Annotated in this window: 17 protein-coding genes; 6 read left to right on the forward strand and 11 right to left on the reverse strand. The window is 69.6% G+C overall.

The window, feature by feature from the left end; translation table 11 throughout:
- Positions 1-52 precede the first annotated feature (52 nt).
- The 5 genes from VFZ09_RS40105 (at position 53) to VFZ09_RS40125 (ending at position 3,686) form a co-directional block, all read left to right on the forward strand.
- Positions 53-670 (forward strand): TetR/AcrR family transcriptional regulator, encoded by a 618-nt coding sequence (locus VFZ09_RS40105; protein WP_329733067.1) that lies wholly within the window; start codon positions 53-55, stop codon positions 668-670.
- Positions 651-1,520 (forward strand): SDR family oxidoreductase, encoded by an 870-nt coding sequence (locus tag VFZ09_RS40110; protein ID WP_329733068.1) that lies wholly within the window; start codon positions 651-653, stop codon positions 1,518-1,520. The genes VFZ09_RS40105 and VFZ09_RS40110 overlap by 20 nt, the downstream gene beginning before the upstream one ends.
- 217 nt (positions 1,521-1,737) lie before the next feature.
- Positions 1,738-1,884, forward strand: a complete 147-nt coding sequence (locus tag VFZ09_RS40115) for a hypothetical protein (RefSeq protein ID WP_329733069.1) — start codon at positions 1,738-1,740, stop codon at positions 1,882-1,884.
- Positions 1,885-2,061: 177 nt separating this feature from the next.
- The gene (locus VFZ09_RS40120; protein ID WP_329733070.1) at positions 2,062-2,835 is read left to right on the forward strand and encodes a hypothetical protein; all 774 of its coding nucleotides are present in this window, start codon (positions 2,062-2,064) and stop codon (positions 2,833-2,835) included.
- A 242-nt stretch (positions 2,836-3,077) separates the two neighbouring features.
- Positions 3,078-3,686: a hypothetical protein gene (locus VFZ09_RS40125; RefSeq protein WP_329733071.1), complete on the forward strand. Its 609-nt coding sequence runs from the start codon at positions 3,078-3,080 to the stop codon at positions 3,684-3,686.
- Positions 3,687-3,716: 30 nt separating this feature from the next.
- On the opposite strand, the gene VFZ09_RS40130 is transcribed toward VFZ09_RS40125, so the two are convergent.
- From VFZ09_RS40130 to VFZ09_RS40170, 9 genes are all read right to left on the reverse strand, one after another.
- On the reverse strand, positions 3,717-7,331 hold the full coding sequence (locus VFZ09_RS40130; protein WP_329733072.1) for a WD40 repeat domain-containing protein: 3,615 nt from the start codon (positions 7,329-7,331) through the stop codon (positions 3,717-3,719).
- 218 nt (positions 7,332-7,549) lie between these two features.
- The gene (locus tag VFZ09_RS40135) at positions 7,550-8,041 is read right to left on the reverse strand and encodes a hypothetical protein (protein WP_329733073.1); all 492 of its coding nucleotides are present in this window, start codon (positions 8,039-8,041) and stop codon (positions 7,550-7,552) included.
- Positions 8,038-8,874, reverse strand: coding sequence for a DUF692 domain-containing protein (locus VFZ09_RS40140; protein ID WP_329733074.1), 837 nt, complete (start codon positions 8,872-8,874; stop codon positions 8,038-8,040). The genes VFZ09_RS40135 and VFZ09_RS40140 overlap by 4 nt, the downstream gene beginning before the upstream one ends.
- A complete protein-coding gene (locus tag VFZ09_RS40145; protein WP_329733075.1) occupies positions 8,871-9,797 on the reverse strand; it encodes a TIGR04222 domain-containing membrane protein in 927 nt (308 codons plus the stop codon). The genes VFZ09_RS40140 and VFZ09_RS40145 overlap by 4 nt, the downstream gene beginning before the upstream one ends.
- Positions 9,798-10,150: 353 nt before the next feature.
- Positions 10,151-12,013 carry a glycoside hydrolase family 15 protein gene (locus VFZ09_RS40150; protein ID WP_329733076.1) on the reverse strand — a complete coding sequence of 621 codons (1,863 nt, stop codon included), beginning with the start codon at positions 12,011-12,013 and terminating at the stop codon, positions 10,151-10,153.
- A gap of 178 nt (positions 12,014-12,191) precedes the next feature.
- Complete coding sequence (locus VFZ09_RS40155) at positions 12,192-12,884, reverse strand: hypothetical protein (protein WP_329733077.1); 693 nt, start codon at positions 12,882-12,884, stop codon at positions 12,192-12,194.
- Positions 12,881-14,122, reverse strand: coding sequence for an AAA family ATPase (locus VFZ09_RS40160; protein WP_329733078.1), 1,242 nt, complete (start codon positions 14,120-14,122; stop codon positions 12,881-12,883). Before VFZ09_RS40160 ends, VFZ09_RS40155 begins: the two co-directional genes overlap by 4 nt.
- A 106-nt stretch (positions 14,123-14,228) precedes the next feature.
- Positions 14,229-14,858: a cyclase family protein gene (locus VFZ09_RS40165; protein WP_329733079.1), complete on the reverse strand. Its 630-nt coding sequence runs from the start codon at positions 14,856-14,858 to the stop codon at positions 14,229-14,231.
- 103 nt (positions 14,859-14,961) lie between these two features.
- Positions 14,962-16,056, reverse strand: coding sequence for a glucose 1-dehydrogenase (locus VFZ09_RS40170; protein ID WP_329733080.1), 1,095 nt, complete (start codon positions 16,054-16,056; stop codon positions 14,962-14,964).
- 98 nt (positions 16,057-16,154) lie between these two features.
- Here VFZ09_RS40170 and VFZ09_RS40175 point away from each other — a divergent pair, with 98 nt between their 5' ends.
- A complete protein-coding gene (locus VFZ09_RS40175; RefSeq protein ID WP_329733081.1) occupies positions 16,155-16,790 on the forward strand; it encodes a hypothetical protein in 636 nt (211 codons plus the stop codon).
- Positions 16,791-16,820: 30 nt separating this feature from the next.
- Here VFZ09_RS40175 and VFZ09_RS40180 read toward each other — a convergent pair whose 3' ends face one another.
- Both VFZ09_RS40180 and VFZ09_RS40185 read right to left on the reverse strand, forming a co-directional pair.
- Positions 16,821-17,480, reverse strand: a complete 660-nt coding sequence (locus tag VFZ09_RS40180; protein WP_329733082.1) for a hypothetical protein — start codon at positions 17,478-17,480, stop codon at positions 16,821-16,823.
- Positions 17,477-18,772 (reverse strand): AAA family ATPase, encoded by a 1,296-nt coding sequence (locus VFZ09_RS40185; RefSeq protein ID WP_329733083.1) that lies wholly within the window; start codon positions 18,770-18,772, stop codon positions 17,477-17,479. The genes VFZ09_RS40180 and VFZ09_RS40185 overlap by 4 nt, the downstream gene beginning before the upstream one ends.
- Between the last annotated feature and the right edge of the window lie 47 nt (positions 18,773-18,819).

Consider the following 18,819-nt stretch of genomic DNA (forward strand, 5'->3'; position numbering starts at 1 on the left):
CCCTCCGAGAGTTAGTTAGTTAGCACTAGCTAACCAATCAGCGAGTGGAGTCATGGCACGTCCCCGACAGGTCCTGGACGAGGAGATTCTGGTAGCGGCCCGGGCGTGTTTCATCGAGCACGGAGCCTCGGTGAGCACGGAGGCCATTGCCGCGCGTCTGGGGGTGTCGGGGCCGGCGCTGCTCAAGCGGTTCGGCACCAAGCGGGAGCTGCTCAAGGCGGCGTTCTCCGTGGGCAGGCCGCCGCCGTGGCTGCCCATGGTGGAGGCGGGGCCGGACGAGCGAGAGCTGACGGTGCAGATCCGCGAGCTGGCGGGGACGATCGACGCCTTCTTCCGGGAGATGGTGCCGGCGTTCGCGGTGCTGCGCGAGGCGGGCCTCACCCCCGAGGAGCTGCGGGGCGAGAACCAGCAGGTGCCCGCGCCCGCGCGCGCCAGCCTCGCGATGGCGGGCTGGTTCCGGCGGGCCCAGGAGCAGGGCAAGCTGCGCGAGGGGGACCCCAGCGTGATGGCGAGCCTGTTCCTCGCGGGCATCCAGCACCGCTACTTCCTGGCCCACGTGACGAACCAGCGCGTCCCCACGGAGGCGGAGGATCCCTGGTTGGAGCGCATGGTGGACATCTTCTGGCGCGGGGTGGCACCGGAGGCGGGCCATGGGAAGCACGGCCGCTGAGGCGAAGGGCCCCCGCGTCCTGGTGACGGGGGCGTCGGGCAACGTGGGCGCGCCGCTGGTGGAGCACCTGGTGGCCGGGGGTGCGCGGGTGCTCGTGGCGTCGCGCGATGGGGCCCGGGCGCCCGCGGGAGCCGGGGCCGTGCGCTTCGACTTCGAGGACGCGGCGACGCATGCGCCCGCGCTGGAGGGGGTGGAGAAGCTGTTCCTCCTGCGCCCGCCGGCCCTCTCGGACGTGAAGCGGCACCTGCTGCCGGTGGTGCGCGCGGCGAAGGACGCGGGCGTGCGGCACGTCGTCTTCCTGTCGCTGCTCGGGGTGGAGAAGAACCCGATGATGCCCCACGCCCACGTGGAGCGCTTCATCCTGGAGGCCGGGCTGCCGCATACCTTCCTGCGCCCCAGCTTCTTCATGCAGAACCTGAGCACCACCCACCGCGACGACATCCGCGAGCACGATGAGATTTTCGTCCCCGCGGGGAAGGGGCGCACGGGCTTCATCGACGCGCGGGACATCGCCGCCGTGGCCGCGCGGACGCTGCTGGAGGACGGGCACGAGGGCAAGGCGTATGACCTCACCGGCTCCGAGGCCCTCACCTACGCCGAGGTCGCCGCGCTCTTCACCGAGGTGCTCGGCCGGCCCATCCGCTACCCCGAGCCCGGGGCCCTGCGCTTCGCCGCGCGCTGGTACCAGCGGAAGCAGCCCGTCCCCTTCATCGCGGTGATGACGGGCATCTACACCGTGTGCCGACTGGGGCTCGCCGGGACGGTGACACCCGAAACCCAGACATTGCTGGGACGGGCGCCCCTCTCCATGCGCCAGTTCATCCAGGACCACCGGGCCTGCTGGATGTGAGGCGGGCTCGTCAGGCAACTCGTGCAACAAGTTGTTGCACAATTGCTCATCTGGCCGGGGAGTTCCGCCGCGAATCAGCGATGACACGCTCGCACTGCTCGTAACCTGCCCGCGCCTCCTCGGGAGTCTCCAGCGGCCCTCCTCGCTGCAGGACATCGCGCCTGAACGGCGGCGTCTGGGTGATATCGACACAGCCGGGGCCGCCTGGAGCCGTCACTTGGGCCCAGCGGGTCCGGCGGCGCAATACCAGACGTCGTGCACTCCCGCTTCGAGCGGGGTGCCGCCGAGGTGCTCCAGCACCGGTTGGGTGGCGCACGTGCTGGAGCAGCGCGAGGCGGGCTTCATCCAGGGGCAAGTCCCCTGACACCTACACCTGTGCGGTGCCGCCAGAAGAATCGACAGGGGCTGTACGCTGTGACGCTTTCCGTGACGCTTGCCGTGACGGCAGGGGTGCAACTTTCTTCTCGCATGCGAAGGGCGGGCAGTTGGCACCGGAGCAAGCGTGGATGGAAGCAATACCCCGAAAGGCGAACGAGGAACCATGAACGAGAACAAGACGACGATGTGGTGCTCGGTGGCGAGTCTGCTGGCGGCGAGCATGCTGATGGGCGGCTGCATGGCCGACGCCGGTGGGGAGGGCGAAGGGGTCTCGGCGGAAGGGTCGAACGTCGCCGCGAGCGAGGAGCTCGGCGAGGCGACGCAGGCGATCAATGAGTGCGGGTTCCTGTACCCCGGCGAGACGCTCTTCGCGGGTCAAGCGAAGTACTCGTGTGATGGCCGCTTCATGCTGACCGTTCAGACGGACGGCAATCTCGTGCTCTACGGCCCCGTTGGGGCGATCTGGGCAACCTTCACCTCCGGGGCCGGCAACAGGCTCGCCATGCAGTCCGATGGCAATCTCGTGCTCTACACGTCCGACTACGCTCGTCGGCTGTGGAGCACCAATACCGCCACCGCCTACTACGGGTACGCGAGTAAGTTCGCCGTCCAGAATGACGGGAACATGGTGGTCTACGATAATGTCAACTACCCGGTGTGGAGCAGCGCCACGAACTTCGCGTGCCGGCTGTTCAAGGGGACGGGCACTGACGGAAACCTCTATTCCTACAAGAAGTGTGGCTGGAACGCGTCTTGGTTGAACAACCCCAGCTATCCGGGCTACCAGGAGCCGCTGGTCGGCTCCGAGCGCCCGTGGAATGGCGGTTGGGCCAGCACGAACAACCATCCCGTGGTGCCCACCAACTCCGCGGCCACCGTGAACAGCTTCATCGCCGGCACCTACGCCTACGGAGAGTGCAGCCAATGCGTGCAATGACTCCCGTCTGTTCCTGGACGGGAACGCATTCGCGAAGCTCCACTTGCAGGGTCTCGGCCGCTTAGCGGAGGCGCGTTGGCCCCGCGGGCTCCTTCCTCCCCAGTTCCATGGGGGGGGACGCTTCCCCAGGCTCCCGCGATTGCTCGGCAAGCACCGACCCGCCTCCACCGTGACGTTCTCTGTGACGATTTTTGGGATGTCGCTGCATTAGACAACCACGTGTCCTTTGAAAGGAGACGTGCATGGATAAGGGAAACAGCGGCTGGCGCCTGTCGTGGGCGCTCATCATGGCCTTCACCTTCGTGGTGGGGTGCGGGACAGGCGGTGAACTCGAGCAGGCCGCTGGCGGCCCCTCGGAAGACGAGCTGACCCGCCAGACACAGCACATGGAAAACGGTCAGCGGGTGGCCCTGCTCTGCGACACCACCCAGTGTCGGGACGCTTCAAACAACCTCGGGATGTGCCTGTATTCAGACCCCAATGACCTGTATAATGGTCAGCCGCGGGTCCGCCAGTGGATTTGCAATATCCTTTCGGACCCACGCTTCCAGTGGCGCGCGTGGTACAGCAATCATGGTGGGTATAGGCTGCTGCAGAATGCGGCCACACAGGGTTGTCTGTATGCGGAACCCACGGCCCGTGTCCTCGTCACCGTGCCCTGCGACGGCTGGGGCACCGACCAGTCGTGGAGGAACGTCAATGGGCTGCCCAATGTCAATCTGCTGCAGAACGCTGGCAGTCAGCGCTGCGCCAATCCGTACTACAACTCTCTCGAGATGGGCAACTGGCTGCATGACTGGCCCTGCAACGGCAGCGCGCAAAACCAGGATTGGTTCATGAGCCCGTTCTGAGGCACCGTGGAGGCCACGCCTCCCTCGTCATCACAAGGTTTGCTGGATGTGACGCGCTCGCTCGCGCTCACACCGCTCGTAACCCTCCCGCGCCTCTTCGGGAGTCTCCAGCAGGTAGCGCTGGCGCTGCTCCGGCGTCAGGCTGCCCGTGACCGCCTCGCGCAGCAGTGCCTGCAGCCGGGCCGTGCCCACCGTCCAGAGGCGCACCGTTCCGTCCTCCGCCACCGACAACACCCGATCGCCCTCCGCGCTGAACGCCGCGCGCTCCATCCGGCCTTCGGGTCCACCGAGCACGAGCGGATCGCCGGTGCCATCCGCTCTCCACACCCGCACCGTCCCGTCCTCCGACGCCGTGAGCACCCGCTGACCGTCCGCGCTGAACGCCGCGCGCTCCACCCGGCCCTCATGGCCTCGGAGCACCACGGGCTCACCCGTGCCGTCCGCCCTCCACACCCGTACCGTTCCGTCTCGTGAGGCCGTGAGCACCCGTTGCGCGTCCGCGCTGAAGGCCGCGAGCTCCACCTCCGCTTCCGGGCCCACGAGCACGCGCGGCTCGCCCGTGCCATCCGCCTTCCACACCCGCACCGTCCCGTCCTCGGCCACGGTGACCACCCGCTGCCCGTCCGCGCTGAGCTCCGCGGCCCTGACGCCTCCCGTGTGACCCGCGAGCACCACCGGCTCGCCCGTGCCGTCCGCCCTCCACACCCGCGCCGTCCCATCCCGCGACCGCGTGAGCACCCACTGCCCGTCCGGGCTGAACTCCGCGGACCACACCTCTTCCTCATGGCCTCGCAGCACCACCGGCCCGCTCGCGCCGTCCACCCTCCACACCCGCACCGCCCCTTCCTGCGACCTGGTGAGCACCCGCTCCCCATCCGCGCTCAGCTTCGCGGGCCACAGCATCGCCAGGTACCCCTGGAGCACCACCGGCTCTCCCGCTCCGTCCGCCCTCCACACCCGCACCGTCCCCGCTCGCGAGGCCGTCACCACCCGCTCGCCGTCCGGACTGAAGGCCCCGGCTCCCACTTCTCCCTCGGGGCCCGCGAGCATCACCGGCGCTCCGGCTCCGTCCGCCCTCCACACCCGCACCGCTCCGTCCTCCGACGCCGTGAGCACCCGCTGACCGTCCGCGCTGAACGCCGCGCACGTCACCGCGCCCTCGTGCCCCCCGAGCACCACCGGCTCTCCGAGGCCATTCCATACCCGCGCCGTTCCATCCTCCGAGGCCGTCAGCACCCGCTGCCCGTCCGGGCTGAACTCCGCCGAGCGCACCTCCGCCACGTGGCCCCTCAGCACCACGGGCGCTCTCGTGCCGTCCGCTCGCCACACCCTCGCCGTCCCGTCCTCGGACGCCGTCACCACGCGCTGCCCATCCGCGCTGAACGCCACGCTCGCCACCGCCGCCGCGTGCCCCTCGAGCACCACCGGCTCGCCCGTGCCGTCCGCGCTCCACACCCGCGCCGTTCCGTCCTGCGAGGCCGTGAGCACCTGCTGCCCGTCCGGGCTGAATTCCGCGCGCGTCACCGCGCCCGCGTGGCCCGCGAGCACCACCGGCTCGCCCGTGCCGTCCGCTCGCCACACGCGCGCCGTTCCGTCCTCGGAGGCCGTCACCACCTGCTGTCCGTCCGCGCTGAATCTCGCCGAGCGCACCGGGCCCGCGTGCCCCGCGAGCACCCCGGGCCTGCTCGCGCCATCCGCTCGCCACACCCGTGCCGTTCCGTCCTCGGACGCCGTCACCACCTGCTGCCCGTCCGCGCTGAACTCCGCGCTCAGCACCCGGCCTCCGTGGCCTCGCAGCATCACGGGCTCGCCCGTGCCATCCGCCAGCCCCACCCGCACCGTGCCGTCCTCGGACACGCTCAGCACCCGCTGCCCGTCCGGGCTGAACTCCGCCGGCCACACCCGCTCCTCGTCCGCCCCGAGCACCACCGGCTCGTCCGCCCCGTCCGCCCTCCACACCCGCACCCGCCCCTCCTGCGACGTGGTGAGCACCCGCGCCCCGTCCGCGCTCAGCTCCGCGGACCAGACGCCTCCTTCGTGCCCCGCCAGCACCACCGGCTCGCCCGCCCCGTCCGCCCTCCACACCCGCGCCGTCCCGTCCGCCGAGCCCGTCAGCACCCGCTCGCCGTCCGCGCTGAAGGCCGCGAGCTCCACCCGCCCCTCGTGGCCCGCGAGCACCCGCGGCTGCATCGCCCCCCGGTGCAGCGCCTCGAGCACGCTCGGGTGCCACTCCGGCGTCCGCTCCGGCTCCGCCACCTCGCGCAGCACCCGCACCGCCAACGCCAGATCCCACTCGAGCAGCCGCCTCGCCTGGAGCACCCGCGCCACGTCCCTCGCGTACCGCGTGCGCTCGCGCTCCCGCGCCTCCGCCTCGCTCGCCCTCGGCTCCCGCTTGCGGCTCTCCCGCACCCACTCCACCAGCCGGCCCCACCGGCGGATCAACGCCTCGTGCGCCAGCCTCAGCCACGGCTCCGGCGGCTGCCCCCCGTCCTCGCCCCGCACCACCAGCCGGTGCCGCACCAGCTTCTCCACCACCGCGTCGAACGCCGCCGCCTCGTCCTCCCGCTCCGGGCGCAGCTGCTTCCACCCCTCGCGCCGCGCGTGCGGGCTCATCTCCTCGCGCAGGTCCACCAGCCTCGCCAGCAGCCGCCGCGCCTGGTGCCGCTCCGCCTCGGGCAGCGACTCGTAGAGCCGGTCTCCCGTGCGCGCCATCGCCCCCACCACCCCGCCCAGCTCCTCGTACGCCGCCCGCGTCAGCCGGCTCCCCGTACGGCGCTCCCAGAGTTGGTCCAACGCGTGCTCCAGCAAGGGCAGCGCTCCGGGCTCCTGCTCCACGTCCCGCCGCAGCACCTCCACCAGCCCCGGCTCCAGCTCCAGCCCCACCACCCGCGCCGGGCCCTCGATGACGTCCACGAGCTGCTCGGCCCGCGGCGGGCCCACGAAGAGCCGGTGCGCCGCCGAGTACACCACCGACTCCAGCTGGGGCCCCTCGTGGTCCACCCGCACGTGCTCGCAGCGCCCGAGCGCGTCCACCCGCAGCGTGGCCACCACCACCGCCCGCACCTCGGGCGTGTGCGCGAGTCTCCACAGCGCCCGCATGAGGGCCTCGCGCTCCTCCACCGTGGCCACCTGCGTGAAGAGCTCCTCGAGCTGATCCACCACCACCAGCAGCCACCGCTCCGGCCCCGCCTCGCGCAGCCGTTTCGCTTCGCGGAGGACCTCGGCGACGGTGGCCCCCTGGCCCGTGGGCACGGTGGCCTGGCCGTGCAGTCCGGAGAGCAGCGCGCGCAGCCGGCCGAGCGAGCTGAAGCGGCCCGGGCCCTCCTCCACCTCGAGCATCCGGGCAGCGCCGGCCTCGCCGGGCCGCAGCACGACGGTGTCCCAGGGCTCGCGCGCGTCCTCGTGCAGGCGAGGCACCAGCCCGGCCAGCACCAGCGAGGACTTGCCGCTCCCCGAGGCCCCCACCACCACCTGGAAGCGCGAGCCCCAGCCCCCCATGGACGCGCGGACGCGCAGCACCAGTTCGCGCTCCAGCTCGCCGCGGCCGAAGAAGAAGCGTCGGTGCTCGGGCTCGAAGGCCAGCAGGCCCCGGTAGGGCCGGACGTCGGAGGGCGTTGGGTGGGCCGCGAGGGGCTCGTTCCGCACGGGCGCAGCTTAGCAGCCGAGGGGCTCGGACAGGGGCTCCACCCGGGTTGCCCGGAAGGCGGGCGAGCTCCAGACCCTCACCCCCACCCTCTCCCAGAGGGAGAGGGAGCCTGACACGGGCTCAACCTGGGGGGCTCGATACCCTCACCCCGTCCCTCTCCCGGAGGGCGAGGGGATTTGTCCGCGTCTGGGTCAGATGAGCGCTCGATCTTGCTGCTTCAGCGCTCCCCTCTCTCGAGGCTCCACCAGAGGACCCGGCCTCCGGGCAGTCGCACCGCCAGCATCCTCCGCTTCGTCCTGCCCACTCGCCCCGTCTTCAGCACCACCCCTCGCCGCGCCGCCACTCCTCCCTCGTCCGTCAGCCTCCAGCGCAGCTCGAAGTGGAGCCACTCCTCCTCCGCTTCCGCTGGGAAGACTCCCGCCGTTCGCAGGCTCCCGGCGAAGCGCCTCCCGTCCGCCAGCGGATTCGGCTCCACTCCCAGTAATGGGTTCTCCCTCGCCCACGTCTCGAAGCTTCTCGCGAAGTCCGCTCCCAACGCCGCCGCCAGCATCGGCCACGTCCGCTGCACCAGCCTCCGGCGCTTCATCCCCAGTGCCTCGGCCGCCGCTCCCACCCGCTCCTCATCGAAGCCCTCGGGCACCGGCTCTCCCATCCCCAACGCCCGCGCCAGCTCCGCCTGCGCCTTCGCCAATCGCTCTCGCGCGCTCATGCGCCCCCACCCTTCCACCTCGCCAGGCCTCGCGCCTGCGCCGCCCTCATCGCCTCCAGCTCCGCGCCCAGCACCTCCGGCGGTGGGAAGTGGTCATCCCACTCGAGCAGCGCCGGCACCGGCCCCACCCGCTCCACCAGCTTCTCCAGCAGCACCCGCGGCCCCTCGGGCACCCCGTGCGCGTGCGTGTCGTGGTACAGGCCCCCGCGCTTCACCCCTCCCGCCACGTGCACGTAGGCCAATCGCTCGCGAGGCACCGCCTCCAGCACCGCCTCCGCGTCCGTCCCGTGGTTGAGCGCGTTCGCGTACAGGTTCGCCACGTCCAACAGCACCCCCACCCCCGTCCGCTCCAGCACCCCCGCCAGCCACCGGGCCTCCGTCATCCCCTCGCCCGGCCACTCGAAGAGGCTCGCCACGTTCTCCAGCGCCAGCGGCACCGGCAGCGCCGCCTCCGCCTGCCTCACGTTCTCCGCCAGCACCTCCCACATCTCCCCCGTGCGCGGCAGCGGCAGCAGGTGCCCGCTCTCCACTCCTCCCGCTCTCACGAAGGCCAGGTGCTCGCTCACGCACACCGCGCCCAGCCGCTCGGCCAGCCGCGCCAGCATGTCCAACCTCTTCCGCTCCGGCGGCTCCGCGCTCCCCAGCCCCAGCGACACCCCGTGCAACACCACCGGCACTCCCCGCTCCTTCAACCGCTTCAGCGGCTCCGGCAGCGCTCCCTTCGGATCCAGGTGCTCGGCCAGCACCTCCACGAAGTCCACCCCCTCCGCCTCGTCGAGGTAGTGCGCCAGCTGCCTCCTCCACCCCAGCCCCACTCCCGCCGGCGGCTTCAATCCCCGCCTCCTCCACAACCGCCGCAGCCTCCGCCGCAACCGCCTCCCCCGTCTCCTCCGCCGCTGTCACCGCCGCTGTCACCACCGCCTCCACTGTCACCGCCGAAGTCGGCGTCCATGCCCCCGCCCCCGCCCCCGCTCCCCGGCGGCACCAGGTACTCGCGCAGGTCCCCCAGCCCCGAGGTCACCAGCAGCCCCGTCCCGAAGAGCCCCACCGCCAGCGCCACGCTCCCGCTGTTCATCACCCCCCACGCCCCGTCCGCCTTCGCCGTCGTCCGCAGCGCCTCGTTGTCCTGCCTCAGCTTCGCCAGCGCCTTGTCACCCCGGAGCGTGCGCCGGGGCACTCCCCCCAGCGCCCAGAAGCCCACCACCGTGGCGAAGCAGAGCAGAATCACCAGGAACCCCACCGGCCTGCCTCGCGAGAGCCCCACCATCAGCTTCATCAACCCCAGCGCCAGCCCCGCTCCGAAGAAGAGCCACTTCGGGTAGCTCCCGTACCGCTCGGCCACCTCGGGCTTCATCAGCAGGCCCCGCTGGCGCAGCCCCTCCTCCATGGCGTCCAGTTCCCGGCCCAGCTTCTTCTCCAGCTCCGAGACATCCCCCATCCCACCGGCCACCGCCTCGTACACCGCGAGCTCGAAGGGCAGCAGGCGCATCGGCGGCCCGTCCACCGTCCTCAGCACCCCGTGCTCCAGCCGCAGTGCCCCGGCATGCACCAGCGCCGCCACCGCCGCCCTCACCACTCCCTCCCTCCGCTGGAGCACCGCCACCTGGTACGCATTCAACTCCAGCTCTCCGGGGCGCGGCTCCTCCGACGGCTGGTTCAACGTGAGCTGCCAGGTCTTCGCCACGAGCAACAGCAGCACCAGCAACGGGATGTACACGCTCAGGAACTGCTCACCACTCCAGTCCAACGGGTTCATGGCTTCCCTCCTCCGGGCTCTCCGCCCTTCTCGGGTTTCGCCTTCCCTTGAAGGAAGAACGGACCGGAGGTAACGGCTCCTCCTGTGACATCTGCGTGACTCGCAGGGAGCGGGACGGTGACGTCCGGCCCGGAGTGTCTCATGGGAACCGCGGTGCCGGACACAGGGGCAACCCGGGGTCCGAGATACCCTCACCCCGGGGGGCTTGCCCCCCTTTGAACGACGGGGGGCTCCTCTCCCGAGGGGAGAGGGGAAATGGTCGGGCAAGGGAGGCGCGGAGCCTTCCGGTGGCGAAGTTCGCGAACTGGTCCGATTGTTGGACCAGTGGGTGACGAGCGCGCCCGGCGGGCGGCTCAGTCCCTGTGGCCCAGCGCCCGGTCCAGGTTGTACGCCGCGCTGATGAGCGACAGGTGGGTGAGTGCCTGCGGGAAGTTGCCCAGCGCCTCACCCGAGGGCCCCGTCTGCTCCGCGTACAACCCCACGTGGTTCGCGTAGCCCAGCATCCGCTCGAACGTCAGCCGCGCCTCGTCCAACAGGTCCGGCCTCATCACGCTCGCCCGCGTCATCGCCTCCACCATCCAGAAGGTGCACAGGTTGAACGTGCCCTCCCTCTCCCGCGACACCCCGTCCTCCGTCGCCTCCGCGTCGTAGCGGAACACCAGCCCGTCCGACGCCAGCCCTCCTTGCGCCGGCGGCTTGCGCAGGATGTCCAGCATCGACAGCATCCTCGGGTCCACCGGCGACAGGAAGAACACCAGCGGCATCAACAGGTTCGCCGCGTCCAGCGCCATCGTCTCGTACGACTGGATGAACGCGCCCCGCTTCGCGCACCAGCCCTTCTGCATGATCTCCTCGAAGATGGCGTCGCGCGTCCGCAACCACCGCGCCCGGTCCGCCGGGAAGCTGCGCTTGTCCGCCAGCCGGATCGCCCGATCCACCGCCACCCAGCACATCATCTTCGAGTACACGAAGTTCTGCTTCCCCGCCCTCACCTCCCAGATGCTCTCGTCCCGATCCCGCCAGTGCTCGCACACCCAGTCCACCAGCCGCCGCAGGTGCCTCCAGAAGTCATACGAGATGGGCGCTCCGTGCTTGTTGTACAGGTACACCGAGTCCATCAGCTCCCCGTAGATGTCCAGCTGGAGCTGGTGCGCCGCCCCATTCCCGATGCGCACCGGCCTCGCGCCCCCATAGCCAGACAGGTGCCACAACTCCTGCTCCCTGGGCACCTCGCCCCCGTCCAACGCATACATGAGGGGCAGGGGCTCTCCCTCGGGCAGCTCCGCGATGCGGGCCTCCAGCCAGCGCATGAAGGCCCCCGCCTCCTTCTTGAAGCCGATGCGCAACAGCGCGTACACCGTGAAGGCCGCGTCGCGAATCCACACGTAACGGTAGTCCCAGTTGCGCACGCCGCCTGGCGCCTCCGGCAGGCTGCACGTGGGCGCCGCGACGATGGCCCCCGAGGGCTCGAACGTCATCAACTTGAGCGCCAGCGCCGAGCGCTGCACCACCTCGCGCCACCGCCCCGTGTAGCTGCAACCCGCCACCCAGTGCCGCCAGTAGTCCACCGTGCCGCGGAACAGCGCCTCCGAGGCCTCGTGCCCCATCACCGTGTCATGACACGAGTCCGGTGCCCCCTCGCGCAGGCCGAACACCGCCGACTGTCCCTCGTGCAGCGTGAAGCGCCCGGTGACGCGCCGCCCGTCCGTCTCCAGCGGCACCGACGTCACCAGCGTCAGCTTCAGCGTCTCCGACAGGAAGCTCGCCCCGCCGTGCAGCATCCGCACCTGGTGCACGTCCCGCCCGTAGTTGAAGGCGGGCATGCACTCCACCCGGAAGGCCAGCTCGCCGCGCACCACGCGGATGCGCCGCACCACCTCGCGCCCCCGGCCCGGATGGCCCTCTCGCCCCATGGGCATGAAGTCCACCAGCTCGCCCACCCCGTCCGGCGAGTAGAAGCGCGTCACCAGCACGTTGCTGTCCGGCCAGTAGAACTGCTTGTGCACCACCCGCTCGCCGTCCACCTCCGGGGCAATCCGGAAGTGCCCGCCCTTCTCCGGATCCAACAGCGCCGCGAAGACGCTCGGACTGTCGAAGTGGGGGAAGCACAGCCAGTCCATCGTCCCGTCCGTCGCCACCAGGGCGACCGTGCGCAGGTCCCCGATGACGCCGTGGTCCTCGATGGCTGGAGCGCGCGACGTCTTCTGCCCATTCATACAGGCTCCTCCACGCGCGCGGGGGACCCGGGCACCCTCGCCTTCGGCGGCCTCGCGGCGTCTAGGAGATGTATGCGCCCGACTGTCGGGAGGTGACGGGAGGCCAGCCTCCGCCCGTCCTCCTCCTCACCGAGGGAACTCCGAGCGCTCGGATGTCGCTACGAGGACCATCCAAGCGTCATCCAACCGTGCACTCATCTACGCTCGACACGAAGCGTGAGTAGGAATCGCTCTTCGCCCCGGGCCTCCGCGCCAGATTCTTCTCACGAACCTGCCGTGCGATCGCCGGTGAGTCGGACTCCTGGTAGTGCGGAAAGCCCTTGCGCTTCTCGGGCTTGAGATCCTTGGGAACGACCCTCTTGCGAAGCTCCTCCTTGGCGTCCTTGATGAGCCCGACTCGCTTGCCGAGATGGTCATCGGGAGCACGCCAGCTCTTCGGTCTCACGGCTTGGACCGCATCGGGCCACATGAACCACCACGCCTCCAACTCCCAGGCTGGCACCACTGCGTGTGCCGGGCAGCCAGCCTTCGCCAAGGCCGTCTCGATCTTCGCGCACACCTCCAGGTGCTTGGGCTCCACTTCGTCGCAGTCCTCGTGGGCGAAGACACACGCCACGTCATGCGTGGCCCGCTCGATATCCACGGCGTCCGCGATCCTCTGGGCGCGTTCAGGAACATCTTCCGGCCGTGCGTTCTTGATGAGGACCAGCGGTTGTCTTCGGTGCTGAACCTGGCCGACAAGCTCCGGTCGAAGACCCTCGATGAGCTCACGGATGGACTTCGTGTCGTTCTCGTCCTCACCAAAGACCAGAACGATCGAGGGACGTTTGTCACCCTTTCCCTTCTGATGCTTCCCCTTCTTGAGACTCACCGCGGAACACCTCCAAGCGCTCCGGTGAACCAGAGCTCCCCAAGCCCCATCCTGCCTTCGGCCCGTTGCTCCATGGCCCGGACCTTCTCCGGATCGGCCGCGGGGATGCGGGACTCCCCGGTCCGAGGGTCTCGCTCACAGACGATGAGCTCATCGGCTCGCAGCCGGTTGACCAAGGAGGGTGAGTGCGTCGCGATGAGGAACTGCGTGCGCTTGGAGGCCCAGCGCAGACGCTCGACCAGCCGGTCGAAGACGTACGGGTGAAAACCGTGATCGATCTCCTCCACGCAGGTGAGCAGCGGAGGGTTCGGGTCGTAGAGCATGGCCAGCAGCGCAAGTGCACGAACGGTGCCGAAGGAGGCCTCGGCCAGTGTCGTGCGCCCCTTCAGGCCAGACTCCTCCAACTCGACGGTGACGGCCTCGGCGGCCCCACCCACCTTTCGCAGGTGGATGCGCTCGAGACCCGGGACGATGGCGCGGGCGTCCTCCTGCAGCCGCTCGAAGGTCTCCTCGTCCTGGCTCAAGTAGTGGAGGAAGGCCGCGAGGTTGCTGGCGTCCGGCTGGAGCGTGGGGCTGCTCGAGACAGTGGACGGCTGTCTCGCGGCACGGGCGTCCACGTCGAAGACCCGGAAGGTGGAGAAGAGCTCGGCCATCTTGCGGACCGCGTCGCCGCCCTGCGCGGCGGAGAGCCGTGGCAGGGTGGAGAGCCCCAGCGAATCGCTACGAAGAGCGAAACCGTGCGTCGTCTTCTTCTCGCCGCGCGTCTCGACCAACTCCGCTTTCTCGCCGCTGATGGTGATACGCCGCCCACGGCCCTTGGAGGGCTTGAAGGTGAAGTGCTCACTTCGGGTCAGATAGGTCTGGAAGATGGGGATACGCCCTCTTTGCTGCTGGAGACGCCTCGCTATCCGCATCCGCTCGAAGCTGAGCCCGTACTCATCCGGCGCCCCCTTGTGGGCATAGGAGGTGACGTTCGCCTTGACGTGGATGCTGATGGTGGGGAGACGAGCTGTCTTGCTTCCACCGCGGAAGTACACCCGCTCGAAGCCCTGGCGCCGCTCCAATGACGGCACCAGATCCTCCCGTGCCGAGTCTCCCAGGAACTGGATGACGTCGAGCAGGTTCGACTTGCCACTCCCGTTGGGTCCCACCAGCACGTTGAGCGGCCCGAGCCGCACCGTGACGTCCCGGAGGCTCTTGTAGTTCTTCACCGAGAGTTCGAGGAGCGGCACCGGCATGGGGCCTGAATCATGAGCACGGCACCCCGAGCTCCACAAGCAAAGGAAACGGGCAGAGGACCCAGAACCCCTCCGCCCATGCGTAATCCGAATGCCGTCCTGTGGACTACTCGCGCATCGCCCGCAGCAACGCCCGCGCGGGCGAGCCCCACTCCGCCTTCACGTTCAGCGGCAGGCACACCAGCTCGTGCATGCCCACCTTCACGTCGCTCAAGTCCAGGCCCTCGATGACCCACACCCCGGCCTCGCGCAGCAGCTGGTGCACGGCCACGCCGTCCGAGTGGAAGCCCGAGCGCGACACGTAGTCCACGCCCACGCACGCCACCTGGCGCTCGATGAGCAGCCGCGCCGCCGCGTCCGACAAGCGCACGAAGTCCTCCCCATGCGGCCGCTTCCACCACTCGCGCTGCGAGTTGCGCGTGCGCAGCAGCAACCGCTCCCCCGCCCTCGGCTCGTACTCGGCCAGCGAGTCGGCCCGGATGCAGTCCACGTCGTCCAGCAGCAGCACCCGCGCCTTGCCCACCGTGGCCGTCAGCGGCAGCCGCTCCATGTCCTCCAGATCCAACTCGAGGCTCGGCGGGGCCGTCACGTACGTGCCCATCCACGCCGCGCGCTTGAGCCACTCGGCCTGCTCCGCCGAGCTCTCCGGAAGCCCCGCCCTCGGTGCCTCAGTCGTGCCCTCCGGCGGCGGCTCCTCACCAAACGGCACCGAGATGTCCAGCCAGGCTCCCTCCATGTGCTTCTCCTCTTCGCGGGACGCGGGTGTCCTCGGGGTTGAGAGACCCTCACCCTAGCCCTCTCCCAGGGGGAGAGGGGACCCACGCAGTGTCACCCGTTTCTCACCCCCGGGAAAAGACGATGATGTCCTTGATGTGGCTTCCCTTCCGACCCGTCACCACCTCGGCGTAGTCCTCGGGGGCATGCCGGGCGGTGATGAGCCGCTCCAGGCCACCGGGCCACTTCGTCCGGAAGCGCCCGAGGTCCGCCACCGCCGCCTCGAAGTCCTCCGGCGCCGCGTTCACCGTGCCGAGCACCACCTGGTTGTTCATCACCCACTGCTTCATCAGCTCGCCCTCGTCCAGCTCGCCCTCCTCGCCGCCGGGCACGCCGGTGAAGACATACACGCCGTTGGGCGCCAGGGCCTTCATCAGCTCGAAGCCCGCGCTGGCCACGCCCGCCGCCTCGTACACCACGTCCGCCCGTCCCCGCTGCTTCACCAGCTCCTCCACCCGGTGCTGCTTGGAGGACACGTACGGCATGCCCAGCGACTCGGACATCTCCGCCTTGGGGTTGGGCTTGGGCGAGCGCGAGTACATCGTCGTCTGGAAGCCCGCGCGCATCAGCGCCATGGCGCCCAGCAGGCCCACCGGCCCCGCGCCCAGCACCACCGCCCGGCCGCCCTCCTTCTTCTCCCAGGGCATGCGCGTCTGGATGTGCCCCACCTCGCGCAGGGCCTTCTCCGCGATGGTGAGCGGCTCCGTCAGCACCGCCACGCCCCGCAGCTCGCGCGGCACCGGGTGCAGGTAGAGCGCCTCCTCCACGAAGAGCTCCGCGCAGAAGCCGTGGGCCGCTTGAATGCCCCGCTCGGTGTACTCGCCGGTGACGCAGAAGTCCGAGTACCCCGCGCGGCACGGTGCGCACTCCGCCCGGGGGCACGGCCGGCGCACGCGCGGCACCACCAGGTCCCCGGGCTCGAGGTTCTTCACCTGCTCGCCCACCTCCACCACCTCGCCCAGACACTCGTGGCCGACGATGAGGTGGTCCTCCCCTTCCGGAGGCTTGCCGTGCTTCTGCTCCACCACCTCCTTGTCGGTGCCACACACGCCCACCTCGAGCGTGCGGACCCGGACCTGGCCAGGCGAGCGCAGCGTGGGCTCCGGCACGTCGATGACCTTCACCTCGCGGCCCTTCGGGAACACGGCCACCGCCTTCATCTCCACCTCCTGGGAGTCCCGTCGATGCCCTGGATTCACCCGGAGCGCACCCGGGAAGGAGGAGGGGGCACCGGTGGTGGACACTCGGGAGGGGCGGGGTGCGTACCGGTCCAACGGAGCGGGACGTGCGTTTGCGCGTGCTCCGCACCCGGGAGCGGGTTTATGACGGGGCCGTGAGCGACTCCGCGCCCTCCGTCACCCCCTCGCGCTCCCTGTTCATCGCCGCCCTGGGCGTGCTGGCCCTGTCCGTGCCCTTCTTCATCTTCGGGCTGAGCTTCCTGGACACGAAGGCCCGCATCGAGCTGCAGTGTCAGCGGGGCGGGGGTTGTGCCCTCACCCGCAGCGGCTGGCTGACGAAGGAGCGGCCGCTCGCCTTCTACCCGGGGGAGATCCAGGAAGCCCGGGTCGAGCGGAGCCGCAGTCCCCGGGGCGAGCAGCAGAACATCTACCGGCCGGTGCTCGTCACCGTCCGGGGCGAGTTCCCGCTGTCGCACCAGTGGATGGAGGAGGAGAAGGAGGCCAACCGGACCGTCGTCTCCGTCAACCGGTTCCTCAAGAACCCCGAGACGCCGGGCTTCACGCTGTGGCACGACAACCGGCCGCGCGCCAGCCGCATGGGTGCCATGTTCACCGTGGCGGCGGTGCTGGTGCTGCTGCTCGGGCTGTGGCTCCTCTGGCGCGCCGTGCGCCGCCGCCGCGAGGAGCGCGCCCAGGGCACGGCTCCGGGGGTGTAGCGGGGCGGAATCTGGAGCAGACGAAAGGCCCTACCTGGGCACTGGCCGCTTCGCCCTGGCCTTCTTGCGTCGAGCCGCGGCGCGCGCGGGTGAAAGCGCCGAGGGAACGAGGCCTTGCCGCTTCAGCTCCATGGCCACGAAAGGGCTCCATTCCATGAGCTGTTTGAAGGTGAGACCTTCGCTCGGGTCCCTCAAGTGCCGGAGGTATGCGTCGTAGTGCTCCTCGCGAGCCTTGCGGCACTCCCGGTCGTTGAGCCTCAGACGGTGGATGGTGTCCAGCACCCGCCGTCTCACGCTGGCCTTCAGCTCGGGAGCGGGCAGCACCTCGAGCGAGGAGAGCTCCAGGATGAACCAACCGTCCTGCACGTCGAAGGGGTCCAGGACATCCTCGAAGACCCCTTTCCGGGCATTCATCAAGGAACAGACGAGCCGGAAGTTGGACCACTCGTAGGCCAGACGGGGGTTCTGCGACTTGGGAGCAAGATGCTCGACGGTACGCGACCCCGTGCCCGGTGCGATCCGTACACACAGATAGGAACAGATACCCCCATAGGCATCCCAGAGTTGGCCCAGGCACTTGCGCCACAACTCCGGCATCTTCTGGGGACTGCGTGTCAGGACCTTCCGGCCGGGCCGGCGCACCTTCGCATCGAAGTCCCTGGGCTCGGGCTGGGGCTCGACGTGAATCATGGCGCGATTCCCGCGGCACGCGCTCTCAGTTCCCACCGTGGCCAGAAGGGGTCCGTGTCCTTGAGCACCTTGTGCAGCTGGCGGTGGATGCGCCTGACCTCCTTGATGTCCAACCCGGGGTCGCGCAGGGCCGCCGTGGCCTGCTCGAGCGCCTTCTCGGCTTCGACGGAGCGTGGTTCCCCCAGGTCGAAGATGTCGGAGACGAGCCAGGCATTCGCATCTCCTCGCGGGCGCCAGTGCGTCTTGCGTACCTGAACCGTCCTCGCTCCGTGTGCATCCTTCACGAGATCGAAATCGAAGAGCGCGTCCCGTTCCGTGTCGAACAACGGCTCGACGGAGGCCAGCATGAGGGGTGCGTGCGTGGCGGCGATGACCTGGATGCTGGCCCCCTCCTGCAGACGTGTGACGATCTTCAGCAGGGCCGGCAGGACGAGCCGCTGCCAGCGTGGATGCAGATGCGCTTCCAACTCATCGATGAGCAGGACGATGCGATCCGTGGGGAGCTCGTCGGCCAGATGCGAGGCCTGGACATGCTCGTGCCAGGTCCACACGAGCAGATAGGCGAGCGCGAGGATGCGGCGGGCTCCGGCGGAGGCATGGATGATGGGAATCCTGCCGTAGGGGAGCTCGAGGCTGGGATACACGCGTGCATCGGTACGGCTGAGGCGCACGGGCTCTCCCGGTTTCAAGGTCTCCGCCTCTCCGGGAGAAAGGACCTCGAGCACCTCACAGAGTGTCTTGTATTCAGGTGAGTCCTTGAGCTGCCAGGTGACCCAATCGCTGATGAGGCCATTACAGAGCAGGGTATTCGGTTCCTCGCCGGGCAATCCATACCAGAGCGTCCTGGGCGAGAACTGATAGGAATTCACGTGGTTGCGTTCGGGGAGACCGCCCTCGTCCAGCTTCCCTTCCTTCCAGTAGTTCCGGGCAGGGTCCCAGACGGAGAAGCCGCCCTCGACGCGGGCATAGATGACGAGCCCCGGATTGGGCTTTCTTCCCTGCGAGCGCTTCCAGGACCAGGTCTTGAGATCGAACCGGGCGGTCTGCTTGCTGGATCTGCTCTTTCCGCGAACCTGGTAGGAGATGAAGGCCTTCTTGCGGCGTCCGGGCTGAGGCCACGCCTGCTGAGCCTCCTCTCCTGGCCAGGTGCGGCTCAACGCCCACCAGGCCGTGTCCAGGATGAAGGATTTGCCAAGCCCGTTGTCGCCCGTGAGCAGGTTGAGCCGGGGGTTGAACCCCAGCATCATATGCTGTGCTGGCCCTACGTACTTCAGCTCTAGCGTCTCGAGCATCGTCCCTGGCTCCGCGCGGGCACATCCCGCGCTGCCACGCAAGTTAG

Source organism: Archangium sp. (genome assembly GCF_036277355.1).
Classification (GTDB): Bacteria; Myxococcota; Myxococcia; order Myxococcales; family Myxococcaceae; genus Archangium.